Annotated in this window: 11 protein-coding genes and 1 pseudogene; 8 read left to right on the forward strand and 4 right to left on the reverse strand. The window is 69.5% G+C overall.

Features of this window, described 5'->3' with window-relative positions:
- Together KBY81_RS14960 and mtnA are read left to right on the forward strand one after the other, a co-directional pair.
- Window positions 1–798, forward strand: a pseudogene (locus tag KBY81_RS14960) (hypothetical protein); the annotation flags it as partial.
- A gap of 30 nt (window positions 799–828) precedes the next feature.
- Window positions 829–1,941, forward strand: a complete 1,113-nt coding sequence (gene mtnA, locus KBY81_RS14965; RefSeq protein WP_254973976.1) for an S-methyl-5-thioribose-1-phosphate isomerase — start codon at window positions 829–831, stop codon at window positions 1,939–1,941.
- Window positions 1,942–1,974: 33 nt separating this feature from the next.
- Here mtnA and KBY81_RS14970 read toward each other — a convergent pair whose 3' ends face one another.
- Window positions 1,975–2,394 (reverse strand): cytochrome c oxidase assembly factor Coa1 family protein, encoded by a 420-nt coding sequence (locus KBY81_RS14970; RefSeq protein ID WP_254973977.1) that lies wholly within the window; start codon window positions 2,392–2,394, stop codon window positions 1,975–1,977.
- Between the two features lie 23 nt (window positions 2,395–2,417).
- Window positions 2,418–2,846: a hypothetical protein gene (locus tag KBY81_RS14975; protein ID WP_254976925.1), complete on the reverse strand. Its 429-nt coding sequence runs from the start codon at window positions 2,844–2,846 to the stop codon at window positions 2,418–2,420.
- 128 nt (window positions 2,847–2,974) lie between these two features.
- Here KBY81_RS14975 and KBY81_RS14985 point away from each other — a divergent pair, with 128 nt between their 5' ends.
- The 5 genes from KBY81_RS14985 (at window position 2,975) to KBY81_RS15005 (ending at window position 8,389) form a co-directional block, all read left to right on the forward strand.
- Window positions 2,975–4,024: a sulfurtransferase gene (locus tag KBY81_RS14985; protein ID WP_261357306.1), complete on the forward strand. Its 1,050-nt coding sequence runs from the start codon at window positions 2,975–2,977 to the stop codon at window positions 4,022–4,024.
- A gap of 30 nt (window positions 4,025–4,054) precedes the next feature.
- Complete coding sequence (locus KBY81_RS14990; protein ID WP_181280208.1) at window positions 4,055–4,195, forward strand: hypothetical protein; 141 nt, start codon at window positions 4,055–4,057, stop codon at window positions 4,193–4,195.
- On the forward strand, window positions 4,192–5,325 hold the full coding sequence (locus KBY81_RS14995) for a YeeE/YedE thiosulfate transporter family protein (protein ID WP_254973980.1): 1,134 nt from the start codon (window positions 4,192–4,194) through the stop codon (window positions 5,323–5,325). Before KBY81_RS14990 ends, KBY81_RS14995 begins: the two co-directional genes overlap by 4 nt.
- Window positions 5,326–5,346: 21 nt before the next feature.
- Window positions 5,347–6,333 carry a class I SAM-dependent methyltransferase gene (locus tag KBY81_RS15000; RefSeq protein ID WP_254976927.1) on the forward strand — a complete coding sequence of 329 codons (987 nt, stop codon included), beginning with the start codon at window positions 5,347–5,349 and terminating at the stop codon, window positions 6,331–6,333.
- 364 nt (window positions 6,334–6,697) lie between these two features.
- Window positions 6,698–8,389, forward strand: coding sequence for a hypothetical protein (locus KBY81_RS15005; protein WP_254976928.1), 1,692 nt, complete (start codon window positions 6,698–6,700; stop codon window positions 8,387–8,389).
- 180 nt (window positions 8,390–8,569) lie between these two features.
- Here the strand turns inward: KBY81_RS15005 and KBY81_RS15010 are convergent, their stop codons facing one another.
- A complete protein-coding gene (locus KBY81_RS15010; protein ID WP_254976929.1) occupies window positions 8,570–9,562 on the reverse strand; it encodes a zinc-binding alcohol dehydrogenase family protein in 993 nt (330 codons plus the stop codon).
- Between the two features lie 11 nt (window positions 9,563–9,573).
- Complete coding sequence (locus tag KBY81_RS15015) at window positions 9,574–10,050, reverse strand: hypothetical protein (protein ID WP_254976930.1); 477 nt, start codon at window positions 10,048–10,050, stop codon at window positions 9,574–9,576.
- Window positions 10,051–10,108: 58 nt separating this feature from the next.
- Here KBY81_RS15015 and KBY81_RS15020 point away from each other — a divergent pair.
- The coding region (locus tag KBY81_RS15020) for a class II aldolase/adducin family protein (protein ID WP_254976931.1) at window positions 10,109–10,906 on the forward strand (798 nt) is incomplete at its 3' end.

Here is a 10,906-nt window from a genome sequence, read left to right on the forward strand (position 1 = left end):
CAGGACCTGGCACCCACCACCGCAGCGGCGGCGACGGCCCTGCGGCAGGCCGTGGCGCTGCTGCGGGCGGCCGGAGCGGAGGTGGTCGAGGCGCTGGTGGTGCCGGGGCTCGACACCCGGCTCGGTGCGGACTTCGTCAAGGGCTCGGGGCGCCGCATCGATGCCCAGCTGGCCCGCTACCCCGGCAGCCGGCGCAACTGGGACGACATCTGCGGCTCCGGCCGCCTGCCGCCGGAGTGGACCCCGGCCGAATGCCGTGGGCTGATGGCCAGCGATCCGGCGGCGGAGGCGCGGGCGCGCCGGCGGATGGACGCCAACCGCCGGCGGCTGGAGCAGGCCCTGGTGGCCGGGCGCCTCGATGCTCTGCTGCTGCTGAGCGACCGTCGCGGCGGCGCCCAGCGCGAGCCCTCCCCCGCCATCACCTGCATGGTGAGCAGCACCAGCGGCCTGCCGGCCGTCGCCCTGCCGGTGGGCGTCGATGGCCGCGGCCTGCCCGTGGGCCTGGAGGTCCTCGGCGCCGGCGGCCGGGACGAGGATCTGATCGCCATCGCCGCGGTGCTGGAGGCCCGCCGCGGGCCGCTGCCGCCGCCCCGACCGGTGGCGCCCCTGGCGTCGCCCCTGGATCTGGCTGGCCACAACCGGCTGGTGCCGCTGCTGGGCTGGAACGCCTGGCGCAGCCGCCGCGGCGAGGCCCTCGGGGATCTCGAGCCCGCCCGCTTCCGGCGCCTCACCGACACCCTGCTGCGCCGGCCCGGTGATGGCGGAAAATCAACACCGGCGCCCCCTGCGTCCCCATGACCCCCGGGTCCCCATGACCCCTTCTTCCTGATGAACATCGACGGCAGGCCCTGGCGCACCATCTGGCTGGAGGAGGGCGGGCGCTCGGTGGGCGTCATCGACCAGACCCTGCTGCCGCACCGCTTCGTCACCCGCTCGCTCACCAGCGTCGAGGAGGCGGCCGAGGCGATCGTCACCATGGTGGTGCGGGGGGCTCCCCTGATCGGTGTCACCGGGGCCTACGGGCTGATGCTGGCCCTGCAGGCCGATCCCTCCGATGCCTCCCTGGCCGCGGCCTTCGCGCGCCTCGATGCCACCCGGCCCACCGCCATCAACCTGCGCTGGGCCCTGGAGCGGGTGCGGGCCGCCGTGCTGCCCCTGGCGCCGGAGCAGCGCGCCGGGGCGGCCGGGGCCGAGGCGGCCGCCATCGCCGAGGAGGACGTGGCCATGTGCGAGGCGATCGGCGACCACGGCCTGCGCCTGTTCCAGGAGATTGCCGCCCGCCGCCCCGAGGAGCGCCGCGGCCAGCCCCTGAACGTGCTCACCCACTGCAATGCCGGCTGGCTGGCCACGGTCGACTGGGGCACGGCCCTGGCGCCGATCTACAAGGCGCACCGCTCCGGCCTGCCGATCCACGTCTGGGTCGATGAGACCCGTCCCCGCAACCAGGGGGCCAGCCTGACGGCCTTCGAGCTGGGCCGCGAGGGGGTGCCCCACACCGTGATCGTCGACAACGCCGGCGGGCACCTGATGCAGCACGGTCAGGTGGATGCGGTGATCGTCGGCACCGACCGCACCACCCGCACGGGCGATGTCTGCAACAAGATCGGCACCTATCTCAAGGCCCTGGCCGCCCACGACAACGGCGTGCCCTTCTACGTGGCCCTGCCCGCCTCCACCATCGACTGGTCGATCGGCGACGGGGTGAAGGAGATCCCGATCGAGGCCCGCTCCCCCCTGGAGGTGACCCGCATCGCCGGCAAGCCCGCGGCCGGGGAGCCCACCAGCGTGCAGCTGGTGCCCGACGGCAGCGACGGCTTCAACCCCGCCTTTGACGTCACCCCCGCCCGGCTGGTGACGGCCCTGATCACCGAGCGGGGCGTGGCGCCGGCTAGCGAGGAAGGGCTGCAGGCCCTCTATGCCGACCCGGTGGCCGCGGGCTGAGCCGCGGAACGCTGCCGCCACCAGGGGTTCGGTTCAGAGCGAGGGCCGCAGCAGGCTGATGGGTTCGCCAGGGCCATCCGGCCGGACCGTCAGGGTGGAGTAGGTCCAGCTGCCGGCCTTCTGGCGGGCCTCCACGTAGAGGGTGCCGCTGCTCCGGGATCCCTGCAGGGGAATGGCCAGCCGGGCCTCGCCCGTGCCACCCGAGAGGCTGACGTTGCCGGAGACGAGGAAGCCCCCCTGGATCGGTGTGCCCAGCCGGCCGATCACCACCGGATCCCGCTGGGCCCTGGCCAGGGCCTCCTTGTAGGGCGTGGTTGATTTGAGCAGCCCGAACACGAGGCTGACGATCAGGGCGATGAAGCCGGCCACGCCGGCCAGGCCGGTGAGGCAGCCGGCCGGTACCAGCCACTTCCAGTGACGGGCCCACCAGCTGGGGGCCGGTTGGCTGTCCATGGGGTGACCCTGGTCGTCGACCCTCAGAGCCCTTCGAAGCGGACGTTGAGGTTGAGCTGGTTGGGGCCGATGGCGGTGGCCTGCAGCACCAGGGCGGCGGCCTTGCCTGCGGCGGTACCGTCCACCTTGGTGCCCGCCGGGGGATCCAGCACCAGGTTGAAGCCCCAGGGGCCGACCACGGTGTTGACCGTGCGCTCGCTGTAGCCCTGCTTGGCGAGCGACGCCTTCACCTTGGCGAGCAGCTCGTCCGGCTTGCCGGGCAGCTGGGCATTGAGGCTGGTCTGGCCGATGGCGTTGGCGGCGAACAGGCTGGCCGCCGGTTTGGGCAGCGGCAGCGCCAGGCCCTTGAGCAGCGATCCGGCCGGGGTGGCCAGGGCGGCCCCGCCGACCAGGGCGCCGGCTCCCACCAGCAGGGAGGTGGAGAGGGCCAGCAGACGGGGACGCCAGTTCATGGCCTGTTCATCACGGCAGCAGGGCAACCGTACCCCGATTCCGAAGGCACACCCCCCTGTGGTTCAACACACAGGGGCCCAGCCCCGCCATCGCCTAAACATCGGTACATCGGTCGTTGTTCCGTTCAATGTTTTCCCGGATCTCCTGTCCCAGCCGGCGCCTGTTCCTCTCGGTGGCGGCCGGTGCCGCCACCGCCCTGGCGGCCACCGGCTTCGCCTTCGCTGAAGCGCCGATCACCCGGGCTCTGGCCGCCGCCCCCTCCCAGGCCAGCGCCGCCTTCAGCACCCTGGCCGCCGGCGGCACCACGCTCCAGGTGCTCTCCCCTGAAGAGGCCGCCGCCGCCGCCCGTTCGGGCCGCTGGAAGGTGCTCGACGTCCGCCCGGTCCCGCCGCTCTCCTACGTCGGCGGCCACATTCCCGGAGCCGTCCATCTCTCCGAGCAGGCCTTCCGGGGCCCCAACGGCCGTCTGCCGTTCCAGATCTGGACTCCCACCAAGCTGGCGGGCCTCCTGAGCCAGGCGGGCATCTCCAACCGGGATTCGGTGCTCGTCTACTCCGACGGCAATGACGTCCTCGGCACCGCTCTGGCCGCCTACATCCTGGAGAAGAGCGGCGTGCGCCAGGTGGCGATCGTCGATGGTGGCCTCAGCGGCTACAAGGCGGCCGGCCAGAGCACCACCAAGGCCTTCCCCAGCTTCCAGGCCGGCAGCTTCCGTCCCACCACGGTCCAGGGACTGGCCATCACGCTCGATGAGCTGAAGCCCCTGATCGGACGCAAGGACGTGGTGATCATCGACCCCCGTCCCAAGGCCCAGTTCGAGGGCACCGACCAGACCTTCATTCGCAACGGTCACATCCCCGGGGCCCGGAACATCCCCTGGCAGTCATTCACCGAAGCGAACAACGCCGATGCGTCCAAGAAGAATGCCCACAAGCTGAAATCCCTCGAAGAGATCCGGGCCCTCCTCGTCAGCCGCGGCATCACTCCCGACAAGAAGATCATCGTCTCCTGCAGCACCGGCCGGGAGGCCAGCCTGCAGTTTCTGGCTCTCCGGCATCTCCTCAAGTACCCCAACGTGCGGATCTATGAGGGCTCCTGGACCGAATACAGCGCCACCAATCTGCCGATCGCCGTGGGGCCCGAGGGCAGCCCGGCCCAGCAGGTGAGTCTGCGCTGATCCCCACGTCCATTTCCCCTTCCCGCCGCCATGGCCAAGACCCTCTCCCGCGCCCGTGTCTGGGTGCTGGCCAGCCTGTTGCCGCTGCTGTTGCTCACCCCGGCCATCGCCCTGGCCTGCGACACCGGCGCCGACAGCTCACCCCCCGCCGCCCGGACGAAGAAGCGTTGAAACAGCCGCTTTCCCCGGCGCTGGCCGTGGCCCCCGCCGTGGCGGTGGCTGCGGCCCTGGCGATCCGGCAGCCGTCCTCGGCCCTGGTCTGGGGGCTGGGCTGCGGCCTCGGCCATGTCCTGGTCCGCTCCCGGTTCGGCTTCGCCTCCGGCTACCGCCGGCTGCTGCAGCGGCGGGATGCGGGATCGGTCTTCGCCCAGCTGCTGCTGGCGGCGCTGCTGGTGATGGCCATGGCCCTGGTGCTCGCCGCCGAGCCCCTCACCGGCCTGCGGCCGAAGCTGCTGGCGACTCCCCTCTCCCTGCCGTTCCTGGCGGGGGCCTTCCTGTTCGGCATCGGTATGGAGCGGGCCCGGGCCTGCGGCTGCGGCACCCTGGCGGCCACCTCCCGCGGCGGCGCCGGCGTGCTGGCCGCCCTGGTCGGGCTGGTCGCCGGTGCCTTCCTCGGCACCCTGCACGCCCCCCAGCTGGCGGCCCTGCCCCTGCCGCGCCTGCCGTCCCCGGTCAGCCTCGACTGGTTCGGCCTGCTGGGCGCCCTGACCTTCCAGCTCGCGTTCATCGCCGTCCTCACCCTGGTGCTGTCGCGCTGGAGCGGTCAGGTGCCGTGGCATGGCGAGGGCCGCGGCCCCTACGGCGGCGCCATCGCCGTCGCCCTGCTGGCCACGGGTCTGCTGCTGGTGACGGCCGAGCCATGGAAGGTGCTTTGGGGCCTGGCCCTCAGTGGCGCCCACGCCGCCCAGGCCCTGGGCTGGGATCCCGGCGGCAGCCTGTTCTGGTCCAGCCCCCGGGGCCAGGCCCTGCTGACGGGACCGGAGGCCTGGCTGTTCAACGACGCCGTGCTCGTCGATCTGGGCCTGCTCTACGGCGCCGTCGCCACCGCCATCGGGCAGGGCCGCTTCCGCTGGCGCGGCGAGCGGCTGGAACGCCTGCCGGACCTGGCCCGGCGCGGTTTCGGTGGCCTGCTGATGGGCTACGGGGGCCTGCTGGCGTCGGGGTGCAACGTCAATGCCTTCCTGGGCGGAGTGATGAGCTTCAGCCTGCACGGCTGGATCTGGCTGGGTGCGGCCCTGGCGGGCTTCGCCGCCTCGCTGCGGTTGCGCCCGGCTCCGGGCCCCGCAGCGCCGTCAGACTGAGTCGCCGCCGCTCCGCCGTCCATGGCCCAGGCCCAGCCCGTCGCTCCGGCCCTGACCCCCGCCTCCCCGGCCCCGCCCCCCAACTGGGTGGCCTCGCGCCATCCCCTCGGCTGGCTGATCGACCGGCTGCTGGCCGTCGAGCCGCTGCGGCGCCTGCTGTTTCTCCAGGCCCGCCAGCTGATCATCCGCACCGCCGAGCGCCGCGGCATCGCCTGGCGGGCCCGGCGCGAGGAGCTGGTGCGGCAGGCCGAGCCGCTGCTGGCCAGCAGCACCGAGGCGGCCACCCAGGCGCCGCCCTACTACCGGGCCCGCTTCCACGCCTACCAGGAGGGCAACCTCTGCTGGGCGGCGGCCGGCGAGGCGGAGCAGGCCACCGATGCCATGGCCCTGCGGGTGTGGCCGGGGGAGACGCTCGAGCCCCAGGAGGCCCAGCGCCGGCTGAGGGACGCGATCTTCGCGGCGATCGCGCCCAGCCTCAGCGGGCCGGTGCGCACCGCCCTCGACATCGGCTGCTCGGTGGGCGTCGGCACCCTGGCCCTCAAGGACTGGCTGGACCGGCGTGAGGGCACCGATGTGGCCGTCGAAGGGCTCGATCTCTCCCCCCAGATGCTGGCGGTGGCGCGGGTCCGCGATCCAGAGGGGCGGATCCGCCGCTGGCACCACGCCGCCGCCGAGGCCAGCGGCCTGACGGCGGCCAGCGTCGATCTGATCACCCTGCAGTTCGTCTGCCACGAGCTGCCGGCCGACGCCACCCGGGCGGTGCTGCGGGAGACGGCCCGGCTGCTGCGGCCCGGTGGGGTGGTGGCCCTGGTGGATCAGGACCCCGATTCGGCCGTGATCCGCCGCCTGCCGGCGCCGATCGCCACCCTGCTCAAGAGCACCGAGCCCTACCTGGAGGAGTACTTCAGCCTCGATCTGCCCCGGGCCCTGGAGCAGGCCGGCTTCGGCAACGTGCGCCGGCAGGCCTGCGACCCCCGCCACCGGGTGCTGGTGGCACGACTGGGATAGGTCCAGCCTCGAGATGTTCCTGGGGCAGGACGTAGAGAACTGGCTGCATCAGTATTCGTAAGCTCATCGCGTTGAATTTTTTCAAGGATCGTTGTATTTCCACGGGGCGGCTTATGCTGTCCCCAAAGCCATGGGATGGCGAGTGGCGAATTACCATCAAGCGAATGACCATCAAACTAGCATCAGCGTATCGATTCATTTAAGTCTCACGCGGGCACATGCATGGGATGTTATTTGGCGAGAGAAAGGCCAGCGATCGTGGCTCGGGCCAGCATCACAGATCCGCCTCCAGCCTGATTCCCGAATCACTCTCTGCAATGAATCCGGACCTTGGCGTGAGGCGATTCTGCTGACTTGTCAGGACATGGCAGAGGTGACTTTTCTGGTGGATGGCATCTCTGGCTGGCCTGAGAATGGTCAGACTCACCTCAGCATTGCGCTCAGTGACTCGAGTGATCCTAAACGTTGTTTCCTAACCATCAGGGAAACCGGAATCCCTGAGGGCTGTCTGCAGGCTGTCTCTCAATACTGGCAGCGGCGTAAGGAAAATCTGGAACGAATGGATCGACAGATACGCAATCGTTGTGAGAACCCTCGCCAGGCAGTCGTTCTGATTCACGGAATCGGAGAGCAGCAACCTGGAGAAATGCTGCACAGCTTTCTTGGCAGCGGTGTACTCGGAAACAAAAAAGCCTTCTCATGGATCAAGCCAGACCGACTATCTCAGTCCTTTGAGCTGCGCATGGCCACGCTGAATTCTGATAAACAACGTCCAACCACTGATGTCTTCGAGATCTATTGGGCCCATATCATCCGAGATACAACGCTTGATCAGCTCGCCAGCTGGCTTGCTGGTCTGCTGTTGCGGTGGCCACTGAGGCGAGAGCGGGTCAAAGGCACTGCTGTCCCCAGCTTGAGGGAGACGTGGTCGTGGAACGTGCCTAAGGCGATCTTGCCGCTGTGGTTGTTTGCATGGATCGTTCTTCTGATTGGCATTCTGATGGTGATTGGCACGGTCTTAAGAACGGGCTGGTCGGCCTGGATTTTGTGGTTGGTTTCCCTGCCTCTTCTCGTTATTCTGGTGAAGATCATCTGGCAAAAACTAGGTCTTTCTTTGGCGATCAACTACCTTGGTGATGCGGCTCGCTATCTCCAGCCTCATCCTGCAAACATTGCTCACCGTCAGGCCATTCGTGCAGAAGGGGTTGAGTTGCTGGAAAGGATTCACGATTCTGGGCGTTACGATCGCATTGTGCTGGTGGGTCATAGTCTGGGATCTGTCATTGCCTATGACATCCTCACCCATGCCTGGGCAAAAATGAATTCCATTCATCTGAGGCCCAGCTTGCGCCGACGGGCCAACGGCGAAGGGCCGTTTCATAGCCTGCGCCGTGTCGAGAAAGCAGCCGCTGAGAATCTCGAGGATTTGCGTCAGGCCCAGTGGCTTCAGCATGAAGCCTGGAAGGGTATGCGAGTCAACACCCAGCCATGGCTGGTGACCGATCTGGTCACTCTTGGCAGCCCGTTGGCCCACGCAGAGTTTCTGATGACCAGGAAGGCCCAGTCCTTCCAGCAGTTGAAGCGCAGCAGGAGTTTGCCTGCTTCGCCTCCCTGGCTGGAGGTGAGAGGTCCAGCCAGGGAGGCCAAGAGCAAGCCGTACCCCAGGTTGCGATTTAGTTACGAGCAGGGCTACCGAACACCTCTTGGGGATCAGCAGCACACGTTCACCTTGTGTCATCACGCCGGTATGTTCGCCGTGACCCGTTGGAGCAATATCCATACACCCACGACGGAGTTCGGGTTAGGTGGAGACCTCGTCAGCGGAAAGCTTGGAATTAAGGAAGGCTTCGGGCAATGGATCGTGGACCATGCCGTCACGCCTCAACGCTTTCGATTCATGCATACATGGTATTGGAACAAGTCGCTGGGGCCAAAAAATGAGGCGGCAAAGAGAATAAAGCTGGTGAAGAAAGTTCTGAGGCTTGATTCAAAAGATGAGCTGCGAGCGTTGAACCAGGAGATCCCCGCTTATACCTTTCTGGAGCACCTTGGCTGAAAGTTGAATGGAGTGCATAGGCGCCACCAGAGGCGGTCCCAGAGAAAGGATTTCGCGGGCCAGCCGTGCTGTAACCCCACCTATGCCTTTCGATTTTAGCTCGACCACGCCATCGATGGCTACCAGGTGCCTGAGGTAGAAGCGCCGGTGGGGCCAAGCGCCATGGGCCCGAGCCAGCCTTCAGCCCCAGCCCACCAGCGCGATCTTGCCGATCGTGCTCCCGGAGGCCAGCTGGGCGTGGGCCAGCTCCAGGTTGGCGGCGTTGATGGGGCTCAGGGTGCGGGCCAGGGTGGGGCGCAGCTCCCCCCGGTCGAACAGCTCGGCCAGCTGATCGAGGATCTCCCCCTGCCGCCCCATGTCGGCGGTCTGGAACTGGGAGCGGCTGAACATGAACTCCCAGGCGAACGTCACGCTCTTGGCCTTGAGCCGATTGAGGTCGAGGGGGCGGCGGTTGCCCACGATCGCCACGATCGAGCCCAGCGGCGCGATGAGCTCGGCCATCACCTCCCAGTAGGCGTCGGTGTCGCTGAAGTTGGCGATCCGATCCACCGCCGCGAAGCCCAGGGCGGTCAGCTGGGGGGTCAGGGGCCGGTGGTGGTCGACGACGTGGTCGGCCCCCAGCGCCCGCACCCAGGCGGCACTCTCCGGCCGCGAGGCGCTGGCGATCACCACCGCCCCGGCCCGGCGGGCCAGCTGGATGGCGATCGAGCCCACCCCGCCGGCGCCGCCGAGGATCAACAGACTGCGGCCCCGCCCAGTGCCACCGGCTGGATCAAGGTCGAGCCGCTCGAACAGGGCCTCCCAGGCCGTCAGCCCCGTGAGCGGCACGGCGGCGGCCTCCGCCCAGGAAAGTCGCGCCGGTCTGCGGCCCACCAGCCGCTCGTCCACCAGCACGGCTTCGGCGTTGCAGCCGGCCCGTCCCGCGTCACCGGCGAACATCACCGCCTCCCCCACCCGGAAGCGGGTCACCCCCTCCCCGGTCGCCGCCACCACCCCGGCGGCGTCCCAGCCCAGCTGCCGGGGCGGATCCCCCACGCCCACGGCGGCCCGCAGCTTGGTGTCGATCGGGTTCACCGCCACCGCCTCGATCCGCACCAGCAGGTCGTGGGGGCCGGGGACGGGCTCCGGCAGCTCCGTGTCCACCAGGGCCGGGGTGGCGAGAATCGCTCTCATGGCGGGCGGGCTCAGTAGCGGCAGTAGCCCACCTCCCCCTTCAGGGGCGGTTTGCAGGGGAAGCGCAGCGGCACGAAGATCCGGTTGCCGTTGGCCTCGTTGGTGAGGGTGATGTTGCCCTGCACGAACAGCTCCCGGCGCCAGATCCCCCCCAGCCGGTCCCGCAGCAGGTCGCTGCCGCTGGCGTCCTTGCCCTTGCCGGACACCTCCCGGTAGGTCATGCCCTGGCCGTCCTTCCAGCGGATCTTGAGGCCGCCGGGGATCTGCTCATCGACGCAGGCCAGGGGCTTGTCGTTGTATTCACAGTCCTTCCAGCCGTCGCGGGGGATCTGGGGGGGCACCGGCTGCTCGGCCAGGGCGGGGGCCGCCACACCGACCCCCACTGCCGCCCCGATGGCCAGCAGCAGGGGCAGCAGCGCCCCGCTGGCCCATGGGTGCAGGCCCCCGCGGCGGGAGCACGGGCGCCTGCGGCGGCAGTCGATGGACACGGGCAGCCCCTGGAGGATCGCTCCCCGTAGTCTCCCCCCAGAGTCCCCGTTTCGCCCCATGGCCGTGCAACATCGCTGGTCGGATGCCGCCGCCCGCGAGGCGATCGCCCGCTACGGCGCCCAGGGGGTGAACGAAGACCTGGCCCTGCGCACCTACACGGCCCGGCTGCTGGGGGCCGACCCCGAGCTGGTGCTGCACGGCGGCGGCAACACCTCGGTGAAGACCACCGTGCACGGGTTGCTGGGCGAGCCGATCCGGGTGCTGTGCGTCAAGGGATCGGGCTGGGACCTGGGCACGATCGAGCCGCCCGGCCATCCGGCGGTGCGGCTGGAGCCCCTGCAGGCCCTGCGGGCCCTGGAGTCCCTCAGCGATGAGGCGATGGTGGCGGCCCAGCGCCAGAACCTGATCGATCCGGCCGCCCCCAACCCCTCGGTGGAGGCGCTGCTGCACGCCTTCCTGCCCCACACCTTCGTCGACCACACCCACTCGATCGCCCTGCTGGCCCTGGCCGACCAGCCCGATGCGGCCGAGGTGTGCCGTGAGGTGTACGGCGATCGGGTGGCCCTGGTGCCTTACGTCATGCCCGGTTTCGCCCTGGCCAAGGCGGCGGCCCTGGCCTATGAGGCCGCGGCCGCCGGCGGCCATGAGCCTGAGGGCATGGTGCTGCTGCAGCACGGCCTGTTCTCCTTCGGGGCGACGGCCGAGCAGAGCTACGACCGGATGATCGACCTGGTGCGGCGGGCCGAGGAGCGCCTGGCCCGGGGCGAGCGCTCGCTCCACACCGTGGCCGGGCCGGAGCGCCCGGCCCCTGCGGCGGCGGTGCTGCCGGTGCTGCGGGGCGCCCTGGGCCGGGCC

This window comes from Cyanobium sp. Lug-B, from assembly GCF_024345635.1.
Classification (GTDB): domain Bacteria; phylum Cyanobacteriota; class Cyanobacteriia; order PCC-6307; family Cyanobiaceae; genus Cyanobium; species Cyanobium minutissimum.

Bases quoted from the DNA above. Each gene is read 5' to 3' on its own strand.
- mtnA (WP_254973976.1), top strand. From the start codon at position 829: ATGAACATCGACGGCAGGCCCTGGCGCACCATCTGGCTGGAGGAGGGC.
- KBY81_RS14970 (WP_254973977.1), bottom strand. From the start codon at position 2,394: ATGGACAGCCAACCGGCCCCCAGCTGGTGGGCCCGTCACTGGAAGTGG.
- KBY81_RS14975 (WP_254976925.1), bottom strand. From the start codon at position 2,846: ATGAACTGGCGTCCCCGTCTGCTGGCCCTCTCCACCTCCCTGCTGGTG.
- KBY81_RS14985 (WP_261357306.1), top strand. From the start codon at position 2,975: ATGTTTTCCCGGATCTCCTGTCCCAGCCGGCGCCTGTTCCTCTCGGTG.
- KBY81_RS14990 (WP_181280208.1), top strand. From the start codon at position 4,055: ATGGCCAAGACCCTCTCCCGCGCCCGTGTCTGGGTGCTGGCCAGCCTG.
- KBY81_RS15000 (WP_254976927.1), top strand. From the start codon at position 5,347: ATGGCCCAGGCCCAGCCCGTCGCTCCGGCCCTGACCCCCGCCTCCCCG.
- KBY81_RS15005 (WP_254976928.1), top strand. From the start codon at position 6,698: ATGGCAGAGGTGACTTTTCTGGTGGATGGCATCTCTGGCTGGCCTGAG.
- KBY81_RS15010 (WP_254976929.1), bottom strand. From the start codon at position 9,562: ATGAGAGCGATTCTCGCCACCCCGGCCCTGGTGGACACGGAGCTGCCG.